This is a genomic window from Enterococcus casseliflavus NBRC 100478, assembly GCF_001544095.1.
Taxonomy (GTDB): Bacteria; Bacillota; Bacilli; order Lactobacillales; family Enterococcaceae; genus Enterococcus_D; species Enterococcus_D casseliflavus.
In genome coordinates this window covers 1-23,378 of sequence record NZ_BCPT01000006.1, presented here as the reverse complement: position 1 = coordinate 23,378, position 23,378 = coordinate 1, and the positions used below count along the sequence as shown (strand labels likewise).

Annotated in this window: 29 protein-coding genes and 1 pseudogene; 28 read left to right on the top strand and 2 right to left on the bottom strand. The window is 39.2% G+C overall.

The genetic code is table 11. From position 1 onward, the window contains the following. Positions 1 to 14: 14 nt before the first annotated feature. Positions 15 to 152, bottom strand: coding sequence for a hypothetical protein (locus tag ECA1_RS17450; protein WP_155642942.1), 138 nt, complete (start codon positions 150 to 152; stop codon positions 15 to 17). A gap of 44 nt (positions 153 to 196) precedes the next feature. On the opposite strand from ECA1_RS17450, the gene ECA1_RS17445 reads away from it, so the two are divergent. Continuing rightward, on the top strand, positions 197 to 373 hold the full coding sequence (locus tag ECA1_RS17445) for a hypothetical protein (RefSeq protein ID WP_155642941.1): 177 nt from the start codon (positions 197 to 199) through the stop codon (positions 371 to 373). A 5-nt stretch (positions 374 to 378) separates the two neighbouring features. Here the strand turns inward: ECA1_RS17445 and ECA1_RS06530 are convergent, their stop codons facing one another. Next, positions 379 to 999, bottom strand: coding sequence for a hypothetical protein (locus ECA1_RS06530; protein WP_060792021.1), 621 nt, complete (start codon positions 997 to 999; stop codon positions 379 to 381). 103 nt (positions 1,000 to 1,102) lie between these two features. Between ECA1_RS06530 and ECA1_RS06525 the strand changes: the two genes are divergently transcribed. The 27 genes and pseudogenes from ECA1_RS06525 to ECA1_RS06395 all read left to right on the top strand — a co-directional run bounded on the left by ECA1_RS06525 (position 1,103) and on the right by ECA1_RS06395 (position 23,360). Beyond that, positions 1,103 to 1,285, top strand: coding sequence for a hypothetical protein (locus ECA1_RS06525; RefSeq protein WP_060792020.1), 183 nt, complete (start codon positions 1,103 to 1,105; stop codon positions 1,283 to 1,285). A gap of 281 nt (positions 1,286 to 1,566) precedes the next feature. After that, complete coding sequence (locus tag ECA1_RS06520; RefSeq protein WP_016608639.1) at positions 1,567 to 1,983, top strand: ArpU family phage packaging/lysis transcriptional regulator; 417 nt, start codon at positions 1,567 to 1,569, stop codon at positions 1,981 to 1,983. 501 nt (positions 1,984 to 2,484) lie between these two features. Next, positions 2,485 to 3,012 carry a hypothetical protein gene (locus ECA1_RS06515; protein ID WP_060792019.1) on the top strand — a complete coding sequence of 176 codons (528 nt, stop codon included), beginning with the start codon at positions 2,485 to 2,487 and terminating at the stop codon, positions 3,010 to 3,012. 79 nt (positions 3,013 to 3,091) lie between these two features. Beyond that, positions 3,092 to 3,868 (top strand): phage terminase small subunit, encoded by a 777-nt coding sequence (gene terS / locus ECA1_RS06510; protein ID WP_060792018.1) that lies wholly within the window; start codon positions 3,092 to 3,094, stop codon positions 3,866 to 3,868. Then, positions 3,853 to 5,121: a PBSX family phage terminase large subunit gene (locus ECA1_RS06505; protein ID WP_060792017.1), complete on the top strand. Its 1,269-nt coding sequence runs from the start codon at positions 3,853 to 3,855 to the stop codon at positions 5,119 to 5,121. The genes terS and ECA1_RS06505 overlap by 16 nt, the downstream gene beginning before the upstream one ends. Positions 5,122 to 5,141: 20 nt before the next feature. Next, a complete protein-coding gene (locus ECA1_RS06500; protein WP_060792016.1) occupies positions 5,142 to 6,641 on the top strand; it encodes a phage portal protein in 1,500 nt (499 codons plus the stop codon). Continuing rightward, positions 6,601 to 7,506, top strand: a complete 906-nt coding sequence (locus ECA1_RS06495) for a phage head morphogenesis protein (protein ID WP_060792015.1) — start codon at positions 6,601 to 6,603, stop codon at positions 7,504 to 7,506. The genes ECA1_RS06500 and ECA1_RS06495 overlap by 41 nt, the downstream gene beginning before the upstream one ends. 2 nt (positions 7,507 to 7,508) lie before the next feature. Next, entirely contained in the window at positions 7,509 to 7,838 is a 330-nt protein-coding gene (locus ECA1_RS06490; protein ID WP_060792014.1) for a hypothetical protein, read from the top strand. Continuing rightward, the gene (locus ECA1_RS06485) at positions 7,835 to 8,029 is read left to right on the top strand and encodes a hypothetical protein (RefSeq protein ID WP_060792013.1); all 195 of its coding nucleotides are present in this window, start codon (positions 7,835 to 7,837) and stop codon (positions 8,027 to 8,029) included. The genes ECA1_RS06490 and ECA1_RS06485 overlap by 4 nt, the downstream gene beginning before the upstream one ends. A 129-nt stretch (positions 8,030 to 8,158) precedes the next feature. Then, positions 8,159 to 8,746 (top strand): phage scaffolding protein, encoded by a 588-nt coding sequence (locus ECA1_RS06480; RefSeq protein WP_060792012.1) that lies wholly within the window; start codon positions 8,159 to 8,161, stop codon positions 8,744 to 8,746. A 19-nt stretch (positions 8,747 to 8,765) separates the two neighbouring features. After that, positions 8,766 to 9,746 (top strand): major capsid protein, encoded by a 981-nt coding sequence (locus tag ECA1_RS06475; RefSeq protein ID WP_060792011.1) that lies wholly within the window; start codon positions 8,766 to 8,768, stop codon positions 9,744 to 9,746. 11 nt (positions 9,747 to 9,757) lie between these two features. Then, positions 9,758 to 10,030 (top strand): hypothetical protein, encoded by a 273-nt coding sequence (locus ECA1_RS06470; RefSeq protein ID WP_051661462.1) that lies wholly within the window; start codon positions 9,758 to 9,760, stop codon positions 10,028 to 10,030. A 34-nt stretch (positions 10,031 to 10,064) separates the two neighbouring features. Beyond that, positions 10,065 to 10,598 (top strand): hypothetical protein, encoded by a 534-nt coding sequence (locus tag ECA1_RS06465; protein ID WP_060792010.1) that lies wholly within the window; start codon positions 10,065 to 10,067, stop codon positions 10,596 to 10,598. An 8-nt stretch (positions 10,599 to 10,606) separates the two neighbouring features. Next, positions 10,607 to 10,924 (top strand): head-tail adaptor protein, encoded by a 318-nt coding sequence (locus ECA1_RS06460; protein WP_071859255.1) that lies wholly within the window; start codon positions 10,607 to 10,609, stop codon positions 10,922 to 10,924. Then, positions 10,924 to 11,322 carry an HK97-gp10 family putative phage morphogenesis protein gene (locus ECA1_RS06455; protein ID WP_060792008.1) on the top strand — a complete coding sequence of 133 codons (399 nt, stop codon included), beginning with the start codon at positions 10,924 to 10,926 and terminating at the stop codon, positions 11,320 to 11,322. Before ECA1_RS06460 ends, ECA1_RS06455 begins: the two co-directional genes overlap by 1 nt. A 3-nt stretch (positions 11,323 to 11,325) precedes the next feature. Next, positions 11,326 to 11,706, top strand: a complete 381-nt coding sequence (locus ECA1_RS06450; RefSeq protein ID WP_060792007.1) for a hypothetical protein — start codon at positions 11,326 to 11,328, stop codon at positions 11,704 to 11,706. A gap of 1 nt (position 11,707) precedes the next feature. Continuing rightward, positions 11,708 to 12,328, top strand: a complete 621-nt coding sequence (locus ECA1_RS06445) for a hypothetical protein (RefSeq protein WP_236596051.1) — start codon at positions 11,708 to 11,710, stop codon at positions 12,326 to 12,328. A gap of 15 nt (positions 12,329 to 12,343) precedes the next feature. Beyond that, positions 12,344 to 12,568, top strand: a complete 225-nt coding sequence (locus ECA1_RS06440; RefSeq protein WP_060792005.1) for a hypothetical protein — start codon at positions 12,344 to 12,346, stop codon at positions 12,566 to 12,568. Then, a complete protein-coding gene (locus ECA1_RS06435) occupies positions 12,565 to 13,107 on the top strand; it encodes a hypothetical protein (RefSeq protein WP_060792004.1) in 543 nt (180 codons plus the stop codon). Before ECA1_RS06440 ends, ECA1_RS06435 begins: the two co-directional genes overlap by 4 nt. Positions 13,108 to 13,124: 17 nt before the next feature. Next, on the top strand, positions 13,125 to 13,424 hold the full coding sequence (locus tag ECA1_RS06430; RefSeq protein ID WP_016608621.1) for a hypothetical protein: 300 nt from the start codon (positions 13,125 to 13,127) through the stop codon (positions 13,422 to 13,424). Next, on the top strand, positions 13,414 to 15,570 hold the full coding sequence (locus ECA1_RS06425) for a phage tail protein (RefSeq protein WP_060792003.1): 2,157 nt from the start codon (positions 13,414 to 13,416) through the stop codon (positions 15,568 to 15,570). Before ECA1_RS06430 ends, ECA1_RS06425 begins: the two co-directional genes overlap by 11 nt. Continuing rightward, positions 15,560 to 16,294: a phage tail protein gene (locus ECA1_RS06420; RefSeq protein WP_060792002.1), complete on the top strand. Its 735-nt coding sequence runs from the start codon at positions 15,560 to 15,562 to the stop codon at positions 16,292 to 16,294. Before ECA1_RS06425 ends, ECA1_RS06420 begins: the two co-directional genes overlap by 11 nt. A gap of 56 nt (positions 16,295 to 16,350) precedes the next feature. Beyond that, positions 16,351 to 19,215 (top strand): phage tail spike protein, encoded by a 2,865-nt coding sequence (locus tag ECA1_RS06415; RefSeq protein ID WP_425552838.1) that lies wholly within the window; start codon positions 16,351 to 16,353, stop codon positions 19,213 to 19,215. A gap of 39 nt (positions 19,216 to 19,254) precedes the next feature. After that, on the top strand, positions 19,255 to 21,474 hold the full coding sequence (locus ECA1_RS06410) for a phage baseplate upper protein (protein WP_060792000.1): 2,220 nt from the start codon (positions 19,255 to 19,257) through the stop codon (positions 21,472 to 21,474). 11 nt (positions 21,475 to 21,485) lie between these two features. Continuing rightward, complete coding sequence (locus tag ECA1_RS06405; RefSeq protein ID WP_060791999.1) at positions 21,486 to 21,734, top strand: hypothetical protein; 249 nt, start codon at positions 21,486 to 21,488, stop codon at positions 21,732 to 21,734. 138 nt (positions 21,735 to 21,872) lie between these two features. After that, a pseudogene (locus ECA1_RS06400) lies at positions 21,873 to 22,241 on the top strand (phage holin family protein); the annotation flags it as partial. A 165-nt stretch (positions 22,242 to 22,406) separates the two neighbouring features. Next, positions 22,407 to 23,360 carry a peptidoglycan amidohydrolase family protein gene (locus ECA1_RS06395; RefSeq protein ID WP_060791997.1) on the top strand — a complete coding sequence of 318 codons (954 nt, stop codon included), beginning with the start codon at positions 22,407 to 22,409 and terminating at the stop codon, positions 23,358 to 23,360. The last annotated feature ends 18 nt before the right edge of the window (positions 23,361 to 23,378 follow it).

Sequence of the window (23,378 nt, the reverse complement as noted above, 5' to 3'; positions counted from 1 at the left end):
AGATACCTAAGTATCTAATCTTTTAGGAAAGCAACTAATAAAAATAAAACAGCTGGAATCCAATAGAACTTTGAGCCTAGTCCTAGTATAAAAAAAGCTACAGCTATACCAAGGTAAGTTTTATCTGCATCATTATAATTATGAAATTTCATACGATCGCCTCCTATGGCGATTATATCATGAACGGAGGGATAAGATGGAAACTGATTCAAAAAAGGAGCAAGATCGGAAGAAAAATTCGCTCCAAAGTACTTGCGGTAAGAAGGAGCGAAAATGTGTAGTGTGCAAATCAAGTGCCGAACTAGAATTAGAAGATGGAATCTTTATTTGTGAGAATTGTGCTCAAATTCAAGGGGAGCTGTCTGAAATGTAGTGCTATCAGACCCGGTTCCAAGTTGTTACAAAGTTTTGAGCATCAACTTCTAGTTCAAGAACATCTTCACTTTTCAATGGACCAGCTTCGATAATTTTACCATTTTGCAAATTTAGAACAGCAAAATTCGAATCTGGTTCCATTTGAAAATCTTTTTCTGCCAGTTGCATTAATGTGAGTGATGATTGTATGTTACGTTTTGTCAGTTTTGCATCAGAAGATTTTTTCTTGTAATAAACCTTAACGTAAAGTTTTTTACCGTTAACTATAAGGCCTAATTCAGGTGAGGCACCTACAAATAAATCATCAGTAAGTTTCCAAAAAGATTTACCAGTTTTGAAGTAAGCTACATCGTTCTTTTTAATAAATTGAATGTAGGTATTTATGGCACCGGTGTAATTTTTAACTTTTTTCTCATTAATGCTGAGTAAGAGATTATTCAAGTTTTCAATTGGTAGATTATTTTCGTGTAACCTTTTAATCTCATCTCTTAAAGGCTTCCAATAATCAATCGATGGATGATAGCCAGGCGAATTTTTAATATCTCTCACAGCCTTTATTTTGGCGCTTGTACTCACTTTTGATGTGTATGTTAAGAATTGAGTTAATGAAACATTAATAGACATGGGTGTGCTCCTTTCATTTATTTCAGCGGACCACTCGCTGATAAGAAAATTATATCAAAATAAATAAAAAAGTAATCAGCAAATTTATGGAGGTGTCAGAGAAATGATGATAAAAGCATGTTTTATATTCGTTTTGTCTGTTTTAGCTATTTCATCATCCTATACAATAATCAACCAACAAAAGCAAATTGAGCAGTTACAAGAACAACTGCAGCATGAGCAGATGAAGTACAAGATTATTATTAATGATCCGTTAGTGCGAGATGCGATGGAAGCGGGGGGATGAAGATGACAGTTGCAGTACTAGGTACAACGGCTTTTGTTGTGATTATGTTTCTATGCGTTGTGATAGGGAAGGCTACTGACAAAAAGGAGCAAGATTATGGAGGAAGCTATTTTATGGAACAAGATGGCTTTGATCATCGAAGTGATCGTCAAAGAGCAGTTAAAAGAGATCGAAAGTAAAGCACAATAAAAAGCATTAAGCAATCGCCCAATGCCCCCAAAATAATGATTTTGTCCCCGCCAAGGTAACTTCATTATACCAAATAAAGGGGCGATTGAGCAATGATGCTATTACTAAGAGAAGTTGATTTCTCGCAAACGAGAAAGAATGCACGATATGTTTTGAAGAACTACCGTCGGTTGGAGCGGATTGCAGGTCGTTCAAAGATCGATGTCCGCTCACCAATTATTACTGATATGCCTAGAACACCTAGTAATGGAAATAAGTCTGAGGATGCTTTTATTCAAAGATTGGATGCAGAAACAGAAAGAGATGCAATAATTGTGGCACTTATGGCTTTGAAGCTAACAAGCAGACAGATACTTCATTATAGCTTCTGCTTACAAGATCAGTATTCTAATCTAAGGATCGCAGATGAGATGGGCTATTCAGTACGGCAAATTGAGCGAATGAAATCAGATGCATTGGTTGAATTTGCTGAAAGTTATCGTCGTGGCAAGCTTGTCGCTTATCGTTGAAAAATGGCGGTTTTTTGGCGGTATAATGGCGGTTTAATGCCAATAATCCATATTAAGATAGTATTATCAATTATTGTAAATAACAGGGCGCACTCCTTTAAGATGCGTTGGCAGACCTCCTTTCTGAAAATTATTCCCAGCGCCCTGTATTTAACTAAGACGGCGACAAAAAATCTATTATGAATGGAGTTGAACACACTCCTTATCTTCATTCGCTAGCCGTCTTTTTATTATGTCACTGTGGCGGAAGTAGAAGACGCAACTCGCAAGGGTAAACCTATTTGGTTGGTGCTGTGAAAGACGCAAGGCTTTGATTATTGAGTGAACACGCCTTGGAGAAATAATCGTGAGTGGAGCATTACCACTCCAGTGGCTTTGGGAGTTGTCAGTTAGATTACTCACATGATCTTTGATACTTCCTACTAGGCAGTCCTTCGGGACTGTTTTTTTATTGGTTATCACTCTGTTTCTTGATATGATATAGGAAAAGGAGTGGAAATCTTGAATAGTGAAATAACCGATTTTTTCAAAATGCAAATTGAGCATGCAAATTTTGTGTCTGACTCCATGATAGCTATAGCAGGTATAATGCTTACACTGTCAGTATTTGTCGTTACGTATCAGTTAGTTTTAAACAAAAAAACAATAGATACGTTGAAGAAAGATAATCAAAAATTAGTCAAGGATATAACAAAATACACTTTTATAATGGGAATTAGGAATCAAGCCGAAACTTCATCAAGACTAGAAAATGTAAAAGACACCATTGAATATTTTAATAAATATTTTTCTAATGACTTAGATGTAATTAATGAAATGAAAAAGTACAGATTACAAATACTAAAAAATGAACTTTCAAGTTATTCTGTGTCCGAAAGTTTAACATCGGAAAATAATCACGACGAGGTAAATAAAATATTTGAGAAAGAATTTGATGAAATAGAGTCATCAGGTAAAGGTGATGTGAATACTGATGCTAGGATAAAAAATACTCGAGAGATAATTAATTTTTTTAAGGATTTTTATTAATTAGCTAGGACCTCAACTGAGGTCTTTTTTTTAAATAGAATTACAAAACAAACACAGATTGTGAGGTGGTGGAGAATGGATGGCTAGAAAACGTAATCCAATGCGAGATGAAGCATATCGTATTTGGATAGAATCAAATAAACAGAAGCCTCTCAAAGATATTGCCGAAGAATTAGGTGTATCTGCTTCTACTGTCCGTAAATGGAAATCTGAAGATAAATGGGACGGCGAAGCGAAACGGAGCGCTCCGAATGAAAAAGAGCGTTACGATTCAATGCGTGGGAATCAAAATGCCAAGGGTAATCCCGGAGGCAAGCCACCACCTGACAATAAGAATGCTGTTAGCCATGGACTATTTGCCAACTGGCTTCCCGATGATACACGCCAAATAATTCAAGAACTTTATACTTCTGAACCAAGCGATATTCTTTGGAACAATATTATGATCCAATACACCGCAATCATACGATCGCAGAAAATCATGAACGTTCAAAGTGAATTTGATCATACAGAAGATGTTGTTAGTGCGGAAGTAAATCCGATGTTTGTTGATAAAGAAACAGGCAAATCAGTCCAAACGAAGGTCACACGTCAGTTTCAGTATGCTTGGGATAAACAAGCCAGTTTCCTAAATGCTCAATCAAGGGCTATGGGTACGTTGTCTAATCTAATTAAGCAATTTATAGCTGTTTCTGATGAGCAAGATGAAAGAAGACTTAAATTACAATTAATGAGTGCTCAAATTGATAATCTGCGTGCCAAGAATAAGGATGGCAGTGAAGAGTTTGATATGGAAGACGATGGTTTCATGGCAGCATTGGAATCTGAAGGTGAAGAACTATGGCCAGAAGAGTAAAGCAGGCAGTATTTAAGTTCAAGCCTTTCAGTAAAAAGCAGAAGATGATTCTTACATGGTGGACTAAAAAGTCTGCTGTCAAAGATAAAGATGGAATCATTGCAGATGGGGCTATTCGTTCTGGAAAGACTATTTCAATGTGTTTGTCTTACGTCATGTGGGCTATGTCAACATTTGACAGCAAAAACCTTGGAATGGCTGGTAAAACTATCGGATCATTTAGAAGGAACGTGCTTTTTTGGCTAAAGCTAATGCTTCTATCGAGAGGTTATCGTTACAAAGACCATCGTGCTGACAATATGTTAGAAGTCACAAAAAAAGGTAAGACCAATTACTTCTATATTTTCGGTGGTAAAGATGAACGATCGCAAGACTTGATTCAAGGTATTACATTAGCTGGCATGTTCTTCGATGAAGTAGCGCTTATGCCAGAATCATTTGTAAACCAAGCGACTGGGCGTTGTTCCGAGAAAGGTTCCAAGTTTTGGTTTAACTGCAACCCAGATGGTCCATATCATTGGTTCAAACTGAATTGGATCGATAAGCTCAAAGAAAAGAATCTGGTATATCTCCATTTCACCATGGATGACAACCTTAGTTTGGATGAAACAATAAAGCAAAGATATCGAAATATGTATTCTGGCGTATTCTACCAACGATATATTTTAGGTCTTTGGACGGTCGCTGAAGGTATTATTTACGATATGTTTGATCAAGCAAAACATGTATATCAAAAATTTATTGACCTTGCGACTGGTGAAACCTATGTCAGTGTTGACTATGGTACGCAAAATGCCACTGTCTTTTTAATGTGGCAAAAAAGCAAAGACGGAAAATGGGTATGTGTCAAAGAATACTACTATTCTGGTAGAGATAAGAAAAAACAAAAAACTGATAGTGAGTTTGCTGCTGATTTAGTTGAGTTTCTTGGTGGCATAAAGACAAAAGCAATCATCATTGACCCATCAGCGGCTTCCTTTATTGCTGAATTAAGAAAATATGGATACTTCATCAGAAAAGCCAATAACGATGTTCTTGACGGAATAAGATTCGTTGGTTCTCTTTTGAATGAAGATAAAATAGCTTTCGCACCGAATTGTATTAACACTCTGAAAGAGTTTAGTGCCTATATTTGGGATGTGAAGGCTGTTAATCGTGGGGAAGATAAACCTACCAAGCAAAATGACCATGCTATGGATGCTGTTAGGTATTTCTGCTATACGGTACTCAAACCAGATGGCTGGTTATATTAGAGGAAAGGAGTGATTCTTCATTGGATCCAAAATATTTTTTATCTCAGGAACCTAAGACGTTAGCATCTGCAGTGCAACAAGCAGTGAATTCAGATCGCACAGCAAGCTATAAGCGCAAAATGCGTAAGGGTGTAGATTATTACCAATACAAACATGACATTTTACACTTCCGATTGTTCTATATGGACAATGAAGGCAAAGTACATGAAGAAACTTCCAGAAGCAATATCAAAATACCTCATGGCTATTTGACAGAGCTTATTGATCAAAAGGTCCAATACTTGTTGTCAAATCCTGTTGAAATCAAGACGGAACAAAAAGGACTGCAAGAATTACTTGATCAATACATTGACGAAGACTTCCAGCTGATGCTGCAAGAATTAGTCGAAGGGGGAAGTCAAAAGGGCTATGAGTTCGTTTATACAAAGCTAGGTGAGGATCGCTTGTCTTTCCAAGTGGCTGATAGTCTAAAAGTAATTGAAATCTATGATGCAGATTACAATTTGATTGCTATTATTCGCTATTACGATACCGACATCTACCAAGATGGCAAGACGGTTCGTGTCACTCGTTCGGAGTTATGGGATAGTGAGAAAGTCTGGTACTTCATTAGCGAAGGCGGCTATTTACAAAGCTTTAAGCTTGATCCTAAGGTGGAGGTCAATCCTTTGTATCATGACACCAGATTGAACCCTGAGACCAAAGAAGCATATGGGCGATCGATTGGGAATGCGCTTGGCGTTGCTGATTTTATTCCCTTTTTACGGTATGACAACAATAAATACCAAACTACTGATTTAGATCCAATCAAACCACTGATAGATGACTACGATTTAATGGCTTGCGCATTGTCCAATAACTTACAGGACTTTGATCAGCCATTTTTTGCTGTCAAAGGCTTTAATGGTGACGGTTATGAACAATTGATCAATAACCTACGATCGCGTGGAGCAGTTGGTGTTGGTGATACCGGTGGTCTTGATGTCCATACTGTCAATATACCAGTGGAGGCCCGCAAAGCCAAACTGACGGTTGATAAAGAGGGTATCTACAAATTCGGCATGGGATTTGATTCCTCGCAAGTCGGTGATGGCAATGTGACCAATGTGGTTATCCAGTCCAGATACACCTTGTTAGATCTAAAGTGTAATAAAGCAGAAATCCGATTGCGTAAGATCATCAAACAAATGCTTGAACTGATCGTTGCGGATATTAATCAACGTAACAATACTGCTTATGATACATCTGACCTTGAAATCATAATCACTCGTGACACTATGATCGATGAAACAGAAGTCGAGGAACGTGAGAAGACCAAGGCAGAGCGCAAACAAATCGAAATTGACAATATCTTGAATGCTGCAGTCCGCTTGGATGATGAAACAGTACTCAAATACATTTGCGAAGTCTTTGATCTTGATTATGAAGAGATCAAGAAGCTGATGGATGAACAAGACTATGAAGAGGATGTGATTCCTGATGTCGAAGTACCAGAAGGAAATAGAATCTCTACTCAATAAGTCCGAATCAAATATCAATCAAGAGCTGCAAGCATTGTATAAAGAGTTGGCAAACGAAATGACAAAGGAAATCATTGAACTGAATGATCAGATTGAAAAAGATGATAATTTTAGTAAAAAGCTTCAAAAGGAGCTCCTTGAGTTCATTCGTAGTCAAATGTATGCCAAAGCCAATCAACTTGAAGAAAACCAGCGAAAAATTATGTACGATTTTTTAAAACGCAACGCTAGTACATCATATAACGAACTCTTTTATGAGTTTGAAATGAGTGAGGAAATACCTCTTTCCTTTGCTTTGCTGACCGATAAGCAAATAGCTACCATAATCAATACCCCGGTTGCGGGCAGGAAGCTTTCAACTCGTCTAAAAGGGAATTCTTCCAAGATGAAGAAAAACCTTAACAGAGTGCTTACAAGGGGTTTTAGTAAAGGGTGGTCAACTCAGAAAATGGCTGCTCAAATAGCTGAAATCGGTGGTGCCAATTATCGAAGAGCCATGAATATCGCTCGAACGGAATCAGGGCGTGTCACAAGTGTCACTCGCCAGCAGTCACAACAGCATGCCAAAGAACTTGGAATAAAAGCTGAGAAAAAGTGGGTATCAACACTAGACGGCGATACACGTAATAATCATCGGAAATTGGATGGTCAAATCCGAGTAATCGATGAATATTTTGAAGTTGGCGGTTTGAAAACTTTGCAGCCACATATGTTCGGTATTGCTAGAGAGGATTGCAACTGTCGGTGCCGTACAATCAATGTGATTAAAGGTTATGAGCCAAAACTGCGGCGTGACAATGCAACTGGTAAAGTTTCTGCTTATAAGAATTATCAAGAATGGATAAATAGTAAGAGGGAGGAATAAGCATGAAGAACTTTCATGAAGCGGTTTTAACTTTAAAAGTTCCAACAAGCCTTGCAAATGCGTATAAAAAAGCTATTGAAGATGAAAATAGTCGATACTTTGTTAAAAATGAACTGAAAGACTCAAACGGCGATGTCACACTTTCGGAGATCAAACCTGTATGGAACAGCAACCATGTTAGTGTGGAAATTGTCGAATCTTTACAGGAACCGGAATCGACTTTGAAAATTGCTATGATCAGCCACACGTTGCCCAACCTGCAGCAATCAGTCAAATGGTATGCGACGAACGGCGCTACAGTGGTTCACAAGAGTTGGGAGGAAGGGAAATGAGTCTAGTCAAGGCAGATATGATAGAAAAGAAACAAACATTTTCTATCAATGGCAATCCTGTCACAGCGGGCAAACCATTTGAACCAACATTTATCATTGGAAAACACACAGTAGATATACAGACATTGGAAAAGCTAATCGAGTTTGCCCAAAGCGGTAAATTAGATGAAATTATGTCATCAGAAGATTAAGGACCTGAATGGGTCTTTTTATTTTGTCCTGAATCATGACACTAAACTGATTCACACTGAATTCGGCAGTATATCCGAAAATCCTAAGCGGAACCGACCGCTATATAAATGGTATGGGAGGAAAAGAACATGGAATGGATCAAAAGTATTTTAGAAAAGCATCGTAAGGAAGATGGCACTGTTGATTTAGACGCAGCTAATAAGGAAATTGATCAAGAATTTCCCAAAAATGCTGTTCCTAAGGATCAATACAACAATCTTTCTGACAGTTTGAAGACAGCCAAGGACACAATCAAAAGTTTAGAAGACAAGACAAAGGATAATCCGGATATCCAGAAAGAGCTTGATACTTATAAAACAAAGGCGCAAACTCTTGAAACTGAAAATAACCAACTGAAAATTGATTCCCAAGTGGAATCTGCACTACGTTCTGCTGGTACTAAGGATTTAGACTATGCCAAATTTAAACTAGGTTCCTTGGAATTAGACAAAGATGGTAAGGTCAAAGATCTAGATAGTCGAGTAAAAGATTTACAAAAATCTATGCCTGACTACTTTCAAGCCAAGTCTGATGACAAAGATAAAGATGCTGCTAAGGACAAACTAGGCGGGTTCCAACGGATTGATGCAAAACCGGGAGACGGTCATCAATCTAAAAATGAGCCTACATCTATTCGTGAAGCAATGGAACAAACAATGGAAGAACAACAAAACTAATTAAGGGAGGGCATACATTATGCCAGTTACATTAGAGCAAGCAAAAGCAACTATGCAAGACAAAATTATTCAATCAGCAATTGACGAATTCCGTCGTAGTTCATTTCTGTTAGATCAGTTGACGTTCGATGATGCTGTATCCCCTGGTACTGGTGGATCTACACTGGTTTATGGATACACTCAATTGAAAACACCATCAACTGCAGGCTTCCGTAAAATCAATACGGAGTACACACCAAATGAAGCAGATCGCCAAGACAAATCTGTTAAATTGAAAATCTTTGGCGGATCGTATGAAGTTGACCGTGTGATTCAAAATACATCTGGTCAATTAAATGAATCAGCCTTCCAAATGGAACAAAAAATTAAAGGTGCTGCAAACCTGTTCCACTACACTGCAATCAACGGTGACTCTGCAGTTGATGCGGATAGCTTTGATGGTTTAGACAAAATGTTGACAGGTTCATCTACAGAATTGGGAACTGATGCAGTGACTGACTTAACAGATGTAACCATGACTAAATACAAAATTTTAGAAACATTGGATGATTTCTTGTCAGAATTAGATGGCAAACCAACAATGTTGCTTGGAAATAACAAATTGATCAACATGATTCAGTCTGTTGCACGTCAAGCGGGTTATTATACACGCACTGAAGATGCTTTTGGTAACAAAGTTGGCGGATATGACAATATCCCATTGGTCGACTTAGGGTATTTCTACAATGCCTCTACCAAGAAAACGGATCCTATCGTTGAAATCGTTGAGCGCACGATCGGCGAAGATACAGTTGGCGGCTTGACTGACCTATATGCCGTATCATTAGGTTTAGATGGTTTCCACGGTGTTACACCACTTGGAAGTGCTGGTATTACAGCCTATATGCCTAATTTCACAACGCCTGGTGCAGTTAAAAAAGGCGAAGTAGAAATGGTTGCTGGTGTAGCATTGAAGCAAACACGAAAAGCTGGCGTGTTGCGTAACTTGAAGGTTAGATAGGAGGATAAATCATGCAAATCAAAGCGCCTAATAAATCCTATACAGGTGAATCTTTTGGTGTCATGTTTCAACATGGCATCGGCAAAACTGATGATCCGTGGTTGATTTCTAGATTCAAAGAAAAAGGCTTCATCGTTGAAGAAGAGCCTGAGGAAGTCAATACAGCTGATCTGGAAAAGCAAATTGCCAAATTGGAAGCTGAAAACAAAGCATTGAAAAAGCAGGTCAAAGAATCAAAGAAAGATACAACTGATGCTGCTGCAAAAAAAGAGGATGGCAAATAAGCTGTCCTCTTTCCTTTAGAGAGGAGACAGACTTATGATCATATCCTTGGAAGATGCAAAGAAGATTTATCCTGATGCGACGCAAGAGGATCTAGATGGTATCGAAAAATCAATTCGAATGCTGACTAATAATCCTTTTCAGAATCGGAAGGTTCGTTTTAAACAAATACGATTTGAAAATGAAACAACTATTGCTGTCTTGGGTGATATCCAAGGCCTTAGGGCAGAAGATACTATTCAAGTTTCAGGTAGTAAGTGGAACGATGGTCTGTATGTTGTGAGCAATATCGATGGGCAACTTATTAATCTAGAAAGAAACCCTAGATTGTTCACGGGGACAGATCCAGATGCGTTTTTGACCAAAGTTGAGTATCCGGCAGATATATTGTCAGGGGTTAGAAAACTTTTGACCTATGATGCTAAAATGCGCGATAAAGTTGGATTGAAATCCAAGACTGTTTCTCGAATGTCTGAGACTTACTATGATCAGAACAGCGGCGAGTCAGTCAATGGCTATCCAGCTGCTTTAATGTCGTTCATTAACAAATACAAGCTATTGAAATGGTAGGTGATTCGATGTTTCCCTTTGAAATCAGACGTGAACAGGAAACTGGTGAAAAAGATGAATTGAATCAGCCTATCGTTGAATGGCAGACGGTATACAAGCCTTTAGGTTGGTTGGATATGATCACTGGTTCTGATGAACAGACATATCAGAATAGCCTTCTGGCAACGTCTAGTCATGTGTTTTTAACGGAAGACACAAGCTTTGAAATCTTATCTACCGACCGCATCCTCAACCCAAGATCAGGCATTGAATACGAAATAACCTATGTCGATGATGTAATGGAATTATCTGATCACCTTGAGATTTATTGCAAGAGGTGGGCTTGATGAAATTTCTTGATCACTCCGATGAAGCCAAAGAAGTTTTGAAACAAGCAACAATCCAATGGCTGTTTCAAGCATGCATGCTAGTTGAAGGTCAAGCCGTAGCATTAGCGGCTGTTCATACATCTAGACTAAGGAATTCCATTGATTATGTTGTTGATGAGGCGGAATTGATCGGTTATGTAGGAACAAACGTTGAGTATGCCATTTATGTAGAAATGGGCACTGGTGAATTTGCTGAAAATTGGATGGGTCGTAAAGGTGGTTGGGTGTATCAAGATCCAAGCGGGGAATGGTTCTTCACTTGGGGGCAAGAACCCCAACCCTATTTACGTCCAGCTTTTCGTAAAAACAAATCACAAATAGAAGCGTTAGCAAAAGAAATATTCGGAGGAATTTAGCTGATGAGCCAACGTATTGATGTAATTAACTATTTAACGGGGCTTTTCAGTAGGATTGTCCCCGAAACACATTACCTAAAGAACAAAAAAAAAAATGTTGTGTATCCTTATCAAACCTTTTCTCTGACTGGTGAGCCGACTCACTTTGCAGGACAAGGATTCTTTATTGATATTGATCTGTTTGATAACAACAAGAGCGACGTAGCAATCGCAAAAGCATTATCAGCGATGATGGAATCATTTAACAATGAGCCTTTTTATCAAGTGACTGATAAATTTTTGGTGCAGATACAGTATGACGCAGACAACGATGTGCCAACTGGATCAGACACTTTGCAACGTCGGAATATAAGGCTTTATGCCAAATTTGATTGGAGGATTTAGAATGGCAATTACTAGCGAGACTTTACCTAAAAGCGGCTATACTGCTGATACACCCAAGCGCTACCTTTTAAATGCAGGTGCGTTAGTTCGGAACTTAACCTGGGATGCTACGGATAAAAAGTGGACCTATGATCTCCTGGGCGCTACAAGCGGCGGATCTAAGTTGTCACTTAAAAATAATCTACGCCAAGTGGAAGTTGATGGTGTATTCACCACACCAGTAGGCGGTGACATGATCGAATCAAGCGAAGGAACCTTTGAAGTGAATGTCATTGAACACACACGTGACAACGTCAAGATGGCCCTTTTTGCTGATGTGGAAGAATCGGATGAAACAGAATATCCAGCCGGATACGATGTGATCACTCCTAAGCAGAAAATTGAAGAATCGGATTACATTGAAAATCTTGGTTATATCGGCACAATTAGCGGATCGGATAAGCCAGTTATTATCATCATGGATTTTGCTATCTGCACTTCTGGATTGGAATTTGAAGTGAAAGACAAAGCAGAAGCGATTTATCCGCTGACATTTGCTGCTCGTACGCCAATGGACGATGTGACTACTACCTCCTTACCAGTCAAGATCCTAATGCCCAAAGAGCCTGAATTAGAGCCGTAGAAAGGATGAGTACATTTGAAATATAAAGTAGTTTATCCATTTATTGAAAAAGGGGTCAAATATTGGTCAGGTGATATTTATACCAATGAAGACAAAAAACGAATCAAAGAATTATCTACTGAGAATAACAAACTGAAAAAAGTGTTAATTAAACCAATCGATGCCGATGGATCAAAAAAAGCGACAGTTGAAACAACAAAAAAAGTAGATGGTGCGCCAGAGGAGGAAAAAGCTAAATGAGTGAAGCAAATGATCAATTAAGCGTTGAACAGATTGAAGCCGCGAAAAAAGCTGCTGAGGTCAAAGCGGCTGAAAAGAACAATAAAATCAAAGAACGGTTGTTGGGGTATTCCATGCGTGAACTCGAAGCCAATGATTTGTTCAAAGTGATCGAAATTGTTCAAATTTTGAATGTCACTGAATTAGTGACTGACTTCCTAAAACAAAAAGATGCTGCCAAAATCCAAACTCAAAAAGCGCAAGGCTTGGCACTTGTAGCTAGCAAAAAATCTGAGGGTGAGCAAGAATCGCTTGCAGAACAAGTGAAAGCTATCCAATCAGATATCTCAGCTCAAAGCTTTGATTTAGTAGCTAAGGCAGCAAAATTCATCATGAGTCATTCTAGTGAAATCAAAGCTGAACTAAATGGCCTTTTAGCAGATTTGACTGGTAAAACAACTGATGAAATTGGAAAAACCAATATTGTAACCTACGGATTGCTGGTGAAGGATTTTTTCTTAAAGCCGGAATTACGAGAAGCGTTAGAATTGCTCTTTTAATTCAAAATCATGGTGGCATGCATAAGTTTAGGGACACGTTATTCAAAAGATATAACGATGTCTCTTTTTTGTTGTCCACGATCAAGTGGAAAGACTTGCCCGAATTTCTATCCGTGCTATTCGATGGTGAATTTGATGATCAACTGTGGCAAATCTATCTATCTAATCCGTTTCGTACTGATTCATTTGGTGATTTTAAACAAAAAATCATTGAAAGTGCTAAACCAAAAGAGCAGGTAGAAACAGAGGCTCAAAAAGCCGCTAAAAATGCATTAGCAATGCTAGAAGACATGGGAGGTGATGGCTTTGGCGTTTAATGTCTTTGAAATGTTTGGGACCATTGATGCTGATAACCAAAAAGCAAATGATGCCATTGACGAAATAACAGGCAAAGCCGAAAAATCAACCTCCATGTTCAGCAAAATTGGCGGCGGTCTGAAAGTAATCGGTACTGGTATGGCGGTTGCAGCTGGTGTAGCAGGAGCGGCTGCAGTCGGCCTAAGTCAAAAGGTTATATCTGCATATGCCGATTATGAACAGCTTGTAGGCGGGGTAGATACGTTGTTTGGTGATGCATCTAAAAAGGTGCAACAATTCGCTGATGATGCATTTCTAACAGCAGGGCTATCAGCAAATGAGTACATGGAAACCGTCACAGGCTTTAGTGCCAGTTTGCTACAATCACTAGGTGGAGACACCTCAAAAGCAGCAGACGTGGCGAATCAAGCTGTAACTGATATGTCCGATAACGCCAATAAAATGGGTTCAGACATAGGCAGTATCCAAAATGCTTACCAAGGTTTCGCTAAGCAAAACTACACCATGCTTGATAACCTAAAACTCGGTTATGGTGGTACTCAAGAAGAAATGAAACGCCTCTTAGCCGACGCTGAAAAGATTTCCGGCATTAAATATGACCTTTCTAGTTTTGCTGATGTCACAGAAGCCATCCACGTGATGCAAACTGAAATGGGTATTACTGGAACTACTGCATTAGAAGCTACAGAAACTATCAGCGGATCACTTGCTGGTATGGGATCAGCGTGGCAAAATCTCCTAGCTGGAATGGGGAATGCAGATGCTGACGTAGGTAAACTGGTTGATAACCTAGTTGAACAGTTCGGTTATGTTGTAAAAAATATTACACCCGTTCTGGGAAATATTGTATCTGCTTTACCTGGACTTTTGAATGGATTACTCACGGCGGTAGCTGATTTATTGCCAACTTTACTATCCGCGGTTACAGATCTGTTTAATCAAGTATTGCAAACATTGTTAACATTACTACCAGGATTGATTCCTGTTGTAATTGATGCTTTATTGAGTCTTGTGCAGACGATTGTTGACAATCTACCATTGTTTATTGATGTAGCCATGCAAATTATTACAGCGTTGGTTACAGGTATCGCGCAAGCTTTACCTACCTTGATACCTGCAGCAGTTCAAGCATTGATAACAATCGTGCAAGGATTGATCAATAACTTGCCTATGCTGTTGGATGCAGCGTTGCAATTGATTGTTGGACTAGCTCAAGGATTACTGACGGCATTACCGATGCTGATACAAAGCTTGCCAGCAATTATAACGGCATTAGTCAGTTTCTTGATCGGATCTATTCCTTTGATTATTGATGCAGGAATTCAATTATTAATATCATTGGTTGCTGAACTACCTACGATTATCACTGCTATCGTAGAGGCTATCCCATTTATCATTACCGCTGTAATATCGGCTCTTAATGATGCAATTCCTCAATTGATTGAGGCGGGGGTTATGCTTTTCATTGCGTTGGTAGAGAATTTGCCTCAGATCATTATTGCAATTGTGGGAGCAATACCACACATAATGGTTGCTTTGATAGACGGATTTTTGAGTTACATCGGAATTCTGGCAAAAACAGGAGGCAATCTAATATCAAGTCTTAAAGATGCTTTCTTCGATATTGATTGGGCTGAAGTAGGGTCTAATATTATTGCTGGTATTGGATCAGGTATAACAAATGCTGCAAGTGGACTTTGGAATGCAGCCAAAGGTGTTTTTGGTGGATTCAAGGATAATGTTCTTGGATTCTTCGGCATTCACTCGCCATCTAGGTGGGGACGTGATGCAGTTGGTAAATGGATCCCTCGAGGAATTGCAGGAGGGATTGAAGAGGATGCCTATACAATGCAAGACGCCTTAACGGATGCCGCAAATCAACTTACTCTTGATACAAGCAGTCTAGGGGCTAATGTAGATCTGAATCAAATTAAGCCAACTGTTACGAACCAAGATGAACTTTCAGATGTCGTTACAGGAAACCACAAAGGCAAGTCCGGTGATATTTTCAATATTACGTTGCAAGCATTAGGCGAACTAACTGATCTGCAATTGATGGGTATGGCCAAGAAACTCGTTACATTTATCAAAGAACTTAAAGATCGAGAAGATGCACCAAAGGGAGGCGTATTAGGTGGTATATAAACCTGGGCAATTTAAGATTAACGGTTTGGACAGTGAAGAATTCAACGCTTATTTGCGGTCAAGACCACAACGCCTCTCTGCGGGGCGTGTAATAGAGCTTAAACCAAGACCCGGAAATGATTCGGTCGTGGTAGATTTCGCCTATTACAAAAATGTTGAATGGAAAATCCAATGTACTGCAAAAGCAGAAAGTTTGGATCATGTACCGCATTTAGAAGACCGAATACGATCTTGGTTAGACATGTCAAATTACTCTGATTTCACTTACAGCTTTGATGCACATTACATTTATCAGGCAATCGTAGTTAGTCCACCTGTATTTACAGGTACACACAAGGATGCTGATTGGGTACCATTTGAATTCACGATTAGTTTGCGGCCATTTAAGCAGTCAAGGACTGGTCTAAGATGGTTGAATAATGAAAAAAAGATCCATAACATTGAACGCTATCCTTCGAAACCTAAGATTCAAATTTTAGGTTCGGGGGATATTTCTTTTTGGATCAATGATGACGAATTCGAATTGACCAATGTTGGCAATGAAATAATCATTGATTCTCAGCTAGAAGAATCCTATCGCATTGTTGATGGAGTCCTTGAAAGCCAAGATAGCAAAACGAAATTTATAGATTTCCCTATTCTACCAGTAGATTTCACAACAATTAGATGGCAAGGGAACGTACAGGAATTTAATTTGATGCCAAGGTGGTGGACAAAAATTTGAAACCTAGAATTTATGATCCAACCGAAAAAGACTTTAGTCACAATGGCTTAGGCATCATGATTGATACTACTCGATGTGATGTAACTGAAGAAGCAAATGGCAAATATGAAGTTGAAATTGAGCATCCATTGATTAGTCGATTTGCTAAGTATTTTGAAAACGGATATCAGATCAAAGCGAAGCCTAATGATCAGGAAGATTATCATATCTTTGAGATCAAGAATACGTACGAAGATACAATCAGTAACACCATATTGATTTATGGCCAGTCACGAACCTATAAAATCGGGAATCGTGAAGTACAGCATGTGGCAATCGATTCTAAAAACGGCGCTGAAGCAATGGCAGCTATCGAAAATGGAATGGATGAACCAAGTGATGTGAAACTATATTCTGATATCCAAACTACTTCCAGCACTGTTTTTGAAGCCCGTAATGTATTGAGTTGCATTGCTGGTGAGCAAGGAAGCATGTTGCAATACTGGGGTGGAGAGATCAAGCGGGAGCCGTTTAAACTCTCATTACTGAGAAGGCGAGGCCGTGACAATGTCGGGACTGTTCGCTACGGGAAAGATCTAGTTGGTCTAAAGGTCAAATTTGATTGGTCCAGTATTGTAACCAAAGTTTTGCCATACGCTGATCTCCAAAACAGTGAGGACGGAACGACTAATCGCATTTATGGAAATGCAGTTTTATCTGATTTAGCAACAAACTATCCAGATGTCTATGCTAAGCATATTCAATTCACAGAAGAGCAAGGGGTAAAGGACCTAGCAAGCTTGAATCGAGTCGCTGCTAATTACTTTAAATCTATCAACGTGGGATCTGATAAGCCCAAAATCAGCATTGAGTTAGAAATTGAAAACCTGACTGATTCCGAAGAGGCGAAAGAGTTTGCCAAAATTAGGAACTATGGATTATTTGATACTTTTTCTGTATATCATAAACTTTACGATATTTACATTGATACGAAGATAAATAGCGTTGTCTATGATTCATTAACAGAAAAGAACAAGAAAATCTATTCTGGGGATGCTCAAATGGCTTTTTACACCAAGCAAAGTTATGAATTGCAAGAAACTATCAAAACTTTGACTAAGAAGGGTTATATGTCTGAATTTGTGGACTACGTAACCAATCTGATTAATGGTGTTGAAGGTGGAAGTGTTTTGCAATATCCAAAAAATAAACCTCATACAACCTACTATATGGATACAGATTCACGGGATACCGCTAAGGATGTAATTGCAATAAACAACCAAGGTTTAGGATTTTCTCGAACTGGTTGGCTTGGGCCTTTTGTTAACGCATGGAGCATTGACGGTACCTTGAATGCAGACTTTATTCGTGCTGGGAAAATTCGTACGGATATTATGGAAGTCTCATTCAACGGTATGGGTGATTTGTTGCGAATGGTATCTGGAACGTTGCAACTATGGAATGGTGATCTCAAAATCATGGAGCTAACCAAGAAGGGATTGCAATTTTGGAGTGGAGATAAGTCATTAGGAACTATTGGTACTGCTGGCGAACCATTTCCCGACTTGATGGATCAAGATGGACCTGTTTCAATGGACGGAAAAGCCTTGATGATTCGGGGTGATGTGGATAATGATTACATTGCCTTATCTGCCAAAACAGGAACCGGACTAATCTTGGGGAATGGAAAAGGCATTTATCTGATTGATCCAGATATAAGAATTATCGGAAATATCACTTTATCTGGCGATATGGATATACGTGGTGAGTTGAAAATCAACGGTCAAAAAGTCATACCTGGTCAAAATGGCGGCCCTGGTCCTGGTGAAGGCGGAACATTGTCTGATGTATTTGTTAGAGTCCTTGCGTTAACTGCAAAATACGAAATGGGTGATCGTGGTTCTGGCTATTATCATCCACCATTAGATGATGGTGCGGGTTGGAACTATGGTAAATATTCGTTTACCCAAGTTTATGAAATGGATAACTTTTTAGCGTGGCTGGCGCAATACTATCCAGACGCACGTGCTGCACTAACAGGATCCGTAGGGAGTACAGAATTTAACAACTCTTGGGCAGCGTATGGCCAGGCGAATGATACGCAGTTTACCCGTATTCAAGCAGAATATTTCTGCCGCACCAAGCTGAAACCAGCGATCGAGGCATTAGAAGCAAGTACGGGTGTAAACATGAATGATGGTCAGAAATTGCTAGGCACACTAAGTTTAATGGCATCGATTCAAAACTGGTATCCAGCTGCCGTTTCAAATGGTTTTTTCAAGAGCTTCGTCCAACAATATGCTAGTAATTGGAGTGACGCCGGGTTTATTACGTCTGTTTGTGATTACATCGTGGCCAATGCAGCATCTATGGTTGCACCTGCTTATGTAGAGGGGATTCAAAATCGTTTCCGTAATGAAAAAGCTGATGCCTTACAACTGATCGATAAAACTTATATTCCTTTCGATGGTGTGACATCAAATCGTGGATTGGAACACTTAGAAGATTTGCTTGGACAGCGTGTAGGCAATGGGCAATGTTATGGATTATCCGCAGAGTATTCTGGCTATATGGGTGGCTGTGGATTAGGTGCCGGCACAAAATACGGCATGAGTCATTTAACAGGGCAAGGCAGTACGTCGGCCGCTAGCGATATCGGTATAGCCTATGATTGGGCAGCTGTTGGCTGGACTGTGATCAAGAACCCAACATATGCGCAATTGCAAGTGGGGGCAATCATTAATATCACTCGTGGAGCCTTATGGGCGAACTGGCCAACAGTAGATGATACCTATGGCCACACTGGTGTAATTCGTGGATTAGAAAATGGGCGCATTCAAACGTATGAACAAAATACGGAACAAGGAATGATTATAGGAAAATTCGATCGACAGTACACAAGCCCTGCCGGAATTTCATCTATCGTTATTCCACCGAATTAATTCATATGTTTGATATAATTTAAAAAAGGAGTGATAGCTTTGGCAGTTAGATACCCAATTACACTTAACGTAAGTGAGCCCAACAATAACATTGGGTTACTAAAAATCAGGCAAGCAGATGAAGAAACACAAACTCTTGTTGTGCAAATTTTAGAAGATGCGATCCCTAAATCCTACGAGGGGCTACAAGTTTTCTTCTGTGCGAAGATTGGACAAACAAACGGACTAGGCATTATCGAACAAAAATTAAATCTGGAAGAAATGACTGATCCGAAAAACGGAAAACTAGAATACACCATGCGAGCGCAAGATTGGCAAATATTAGGAAGGCAGCTGGCTTATTTTAGTTTCCGAAAAATGACGGATGATCACACCTTCGTCCAACAATTTACTACACGTGATTTCACCTATGAGGTCACAAAAAATGTATTTAGTGATGGAACCAGACAGATCATTAGTGATGGTTCTACATACATTTGGACAATTGAAGATTTAAAAAGATTATACGAAGAATATATAGCTTCTGGAAAGTCTGACTGGGAAGAATTCGTTGAACAAAACAAAGAAATAATTGAATCAGTTGATCCAGGTGGAGTTGTTTTAAGTGAATTGATTCGTTCGAGAAAACCTGCGGACGCTGAAGCTCCATATCCCGACTTGCCCACTAGGCTCGACCAACAAATCGGCTTAAGCTCTGAGTTTCGTTCGTTTGAAAACGATAAATCATTTGTCCTTAGGACGCACAACGAATTCTTGGAACGCGGCGCTAATCCTTATTGGTTCGGGGCAAAAGGAGATGGAACCACAGACGATTATCAGGCATTACAAGACTGGCTAGATTTTGCGTTCGAAAATAGACTGCATACTGTGGTACTTCCTAAAGGGAGATTCGTATTTTCCAAACCGCTTATTTTGAAAACGAGAGTTGAAGATAATGATCATTGGTGGTTTGGCCAAGGGATAAATATTCGTGGAACTCATATGCATGAATCAAGGTTGATAAAAATTGGAAATGATACATTAGTTTCTGATAGTCCAAACATTAGCGGTGTAGATAGTGCAATGATTTTGCATACACAAGAACGAGAAAATATTCTTAGTCCTGGAACACAATCAACGGGGATTCAGCTGAGTAATTTATGGATTGAGAATCAATCGACCAATCCAGAATCGATGCTGGTTACCGGCGAAGCATGCGAGCGAATGAATGTCGAACATATCAATGGGATAAACCTCGTTGGTCGAGGATTAATCTTTGACGTTTGCTATTCAAGTTCTTTTATAAATCTTGTTATCAGATGTAAGAAAAATGCTTTGAACGTTAACAGCGGGACATCAAATACCTTCGGGTTCATATATGCACCATCTTGTCAGGATCCATACAATATCCACTGTGCTTATAGTACGTTAGATACTGTTTGTTGCGACAAAGGGACTGGAACAATCTTTAATATTGGCGGTCGAGGAATGGTCGCTAATATCGGTACTGAATCACCAAAGGCAAAACATATTGTTCAAACAGATTTATTCGGTGTGAATATTACTTCATTAGCAATCCATAGGCAGCAAGGAGATAATGATTTGGATATTAATGACACCTATGTGATTCGAGCGAATGGGCCTACAATCATTGAGCAACTACACGTCTTGGAGATGGCTACATTGCCAAGCGGGAAAACCGGATATTTAATAGATAATTCAGGAAGTTCAACAGAAAATTCAGTAAAATTGGGTATTGTGAAGTACACACAGCAAGGTTACTCAAACGCTAATATGAAATACTCTAAATCTAAGACAACTTCTCCTATTCCAAGTTCACGCATTGATCAAAACGGGCAAAGTGTTTCAATGAGAAGAAACCAATTTATGCCGTTTATTGGAACAAGAACCGCTCTTAGCGATTTGGGGATTGCAGCACCTGATAAAGCAATCTATTTCGATTCATCCGGACCAAGAACATTAGGCGACGGTACCTCAACACAAAATGAATTAGCTTATAATATCGGTGATTTATTGTTGGAGAATGATCCTAAAGGGAAAAATGCTTTAGGTTATGTTGTTACAGAAAAGACTGGTCAGTTTGTCGGAAATAACGAGTTTGCTACAATACCAATCGTTTCAGCTGGTTCTACTGCGAATAGACCAACGTCGAATTTATATGCAGGCCAACAATATTTTGATACCACGATAGGAAAGCCTATTTGGTGCAGATATCCTGCATCAAAAATTTGGGTTGATGCTTCTGGAGCAACGGTATAAGGAGGGATAACATGGGACAAGATATTAATCAAGCAGGAGAAATCTCAACTCAAGTAAAGAAAAGTGTTATATTCAATCGTCGAGAGTTACGAGATATTGTTATTACAGAAAATGATAACGTAACTATTCGGTATATAAACATTTCAAGTGAAGGTGAAAAGCAGGAAATGTTAGTCATACCGTTCGAAGATTACTTTGACAAAATAGAGAAATCTATCTGGGATTTGATTGACAGTGCATTAAGCGATCAAAAAGAATAGTTAATAAAGGCAGTCGATAAACAAATCGATTGTCTTTTTATTTTGGAAAGTAGGTGGCATATGTTCAGTTGGGGGAAATTAGAATGAAAGAATTTTTGGAACTTGAACTTTGTTTAAAAATTAGAAAAGGTGGTAAATATGGTGATTATTGATAACGGGATGTTACTAAATGAATTTCGGGGGTTACTGACAAATGGATATGTGCAGCTGTTCTTGTGGGTAGTAGTTGGGGATATTGTGACAGGTTTGTGCAAAGGGGTGTTCATTAAGGACGCCAACAGCACAAAAGGTTTGCTTGGCATTGTTAAGCATATGCTAGTTGTATGCTTAGTGATCATTGCTTATCCGTACTTGAAAATCATGAACCTTGAGACGTTTGCCACGGCATTCGTCTTTTTCTATATCGCAGTTTATGGGATCTCGATCATTGAGAATCTTGGACAATTGGGGATTCCAATTCCAAACTGGGTGAAAGAAAGACTGACAAAATTACAAGATAGCACCGAGAATCCAAAACCTAAAGTAACTGAAATCAAAATCGATTATGGTGATGGTCAATCTGAAACCCAAGCATTAGATAGCAAAGATGCTGCAGATTACGGTGTTGGCCAAGAATTTACAGACAAGAAAGAGTAGCCAATCGGCTGCTCTTTTTATTTAGAAAGGAAGATAATCATGAGTATTGAACAAATGATCAAATGGATGACTGACCGCGAAGGCAAGGTAACCTATTCTATGACTAACCGAATGGGTCCTAAAAGTTACGATTGTTCTTCATCTGTATTTTTCGCTATGGTAGCAGGTGGTTACTTGCCATCGGGATCCATGGGTAATACAGAAACACTGTTTGGTATGTCGGGATCTAAACTGCAACAAATCAGCAGAAGTGAAGCCAAACGTGGCGATATCTTTATCGCAGGCACTCCTGGTCAATCAAGCGGTTCGGGTGGCCATACGGGTATCTTTTTGGCCAACAATAAATTTATCCACTGTTCATACTACTGGGATGGCATTCACACAGATACGAACGACATCTATATGAGTACAAGATTGCAACACCAGTTTTATCGTATTGCTGCAGAATCATCGATCACAGTTGGTGGTAAATCGATCGATACAGTTGCTAAAGAAGTGATTAGTGGCTTGTGGGGGAACGGTGATCAACGGAACAAAGCGTTGAAGGCTGCCGGGTATGATGTGACTCAGGTACAAAACAAAGTGAACAGCTTGCTATCTGGTAATACATCATCAAATATCGTTGAGCAATTTACCAAATTGTCAGTTGATGGTAAGTGGGGTCCAGCAGTAACCACACGTCTGCAAGAGTATCACGATACCTACAAAGATGGTGAAGTAAGCCACCAATATAAAGAAGCTTGTAATGCTAATTTGCATTCAGCTCAATTTGATACTACATTGATCGGATCTGACTTGATTCGGGTGATCCAGAAAGGCTTGAAAGCCAAAGGATACTACAACGGTGGTATCGATGGATTGTGCGGAAAGAACACGATCAAAGCAATGCAGAAAGCTTTGGGAACAACTCAAGACGGTATTATCAGCTCAACGTCTGAAATGGTTAAAGCTTTGCAACGAGCACTTAACAACAACAAGCTTCCATGGTAAAGAAATACCCCTTACTGT

Excerpts from the sequence above, each read along its gene's own strand:
- ECA1_RS06465 (WP_060792010.1), top strand. The coding sequence starts at position 10,065 with ATGATCATATCCTTGGAAGATGCAAAGAAGATTTATCCTGATGCGACG.
- ECA1_RS06485 (WP_060792013.1), top strand. The coding sequence starts at position 7,835 with ATGAGTCTAGTCAAGGCAGATATGATAGAAAAGAAACAAACATTTTCT.
- ECA1_RS06505 (WP_060792017.1), top strand. The coding sequence starts at position 3,853 with ATGGCCAGAAGAGTAAAGCAGGCAGTATTTAAGTTCAAGCCTTTCAGT.
- terS (WP_060792018.1), top strand. The coding sequence starts at position 3,092 with ATGGCTAGAAAACGTAATCCAATGCGAGATGAAGCATATCGTATTTGG.
- ECA1_RS06530 (WP_060792021.1), bottom strand. The coding sequence starts at position 999 with ATGTCTATTAATGTTTCATTAACTCAATTCTTAACATACACATCAAAA.
- ECA1_RS06430 (WP_016608621.1), top strand. The coding sequence starts at position 13,125 with ATGCATAAGTTTAGGGACACGTTATTCAAAAGATATAACGATGTCTCT.
- ECA1_RS06435 (WP_060792004.1), top strand. The coding sequence starts at position 12,565 with ATGAGTGAAGCAAATGATCAATTAAGCGTTGAACAGATTGAAGCCGCG.
- ECA1_RS17445 (WP_155642941.1), top strand. The coding sequence starts at position 197 with ATGGAAACTGATTCAAAAAAGGAGCAAGATCGGAAGAAAAATTCGCTC.
- ECA1_RS06490 (WP_060792014.1), top strand. The coding sequence starts at position 7,509 with ATGAAGAACTTTCATGAAGCGGTTTTAACTTTAAAAGTTCCAACAAGC.
- ECA1_RS06455 (WP_060792008.1), top strand. The coding sequence starts at position 10,924 with ATGAAATTTCTTGATCACTCCGATGAAGCCAAAGAAGTTTTGAAACAA.
- ECA1_RS17450 (WP_155642942.1), bottom strand. The coding sequence starts at position 152 with ATGAAATTTCATAATTATAATGATGCAGATAAAACTTACCTTGGTATA.
- ECA1_RS06470 (WP_051661462.1), top strand. The coding sequence starts at position 9,758 with ATGCAAATCAAAGCGCCTAATAAATCCTATACAGGTGAATCTTTTGGT.
- ECA1_RS06405 (WP_060791999.1), top strand. The coding sequence starts at position 21,486 with ATGGGACAAGATATTAATCAAGCAGGAGAAATCTCAACTCAAGTAAAG.
- ECA1_RS06450 (WP_060792007.1), top strand. The coding sequence starts at position 11,326 with ATGAGCCAACGTATTGATGTAATTAACTATTTAACGGGGCTTTTCAGT.
- ECA1_RS06520 (WP_016608639.1), top strand. The coding sequence starts at position 1,567 with ATGATGCTATTACTAAGAGAAGTTGATTTCTCGCAAACGAGAAAGAAT.
- ECA1_RS06415 (WP_425552838.1), top strand. The coding sequence starts at position 16,351 with ATGATTGATACTACTCGATGTGATGTAACTGAAGAAGCAAATGGCAAA.
- ECA1_RS06475 (WP_060792011.1), top strand. The coding sequence starts at position 8,766 with ATGCCAGTTACATTAGAGCAAGCAAAAGCAACTATGCAAGACAAAATT.
- ECA1_RS06460 (WP_071859255.1), top strand. The coding sequence starts at position 10,607 with ATGTTTCCCTTTGAAATCAGACGTGAACAGGAAACTGGTGAAAAAGAT.
- ECA1_RS06480 (WP_060792012.1), top strand. The coding sequence starts at position 8,159 with ATGGAATGGATCAAAAGTATTTTAGAAAAGCATCGTAAGGAAGATGGC.
- ECA1_RS06525 (WP_060792020.1), top strand. The coding sequence starts at position 1,103 with ATGATGATAAAAGCATGTTTTATATTCGTTTTGTCTGTTTTAGCTATT.
- ECA1_RS06445 (WP_236596051.1), top strand. The coding sequence starts at position 11,708 with ATGGCAATTACTAGCGAGACTTTACCTAAAAGCGGCTATACTGCTGAT.
- ECA1_RS06495 (WP_060792015.1), top strand. The coding sequence starts at position 6,601 with ATGTCGAAGTACCAGAAGGAAATAGAATCTCTACTCAATAAGTCCGAA.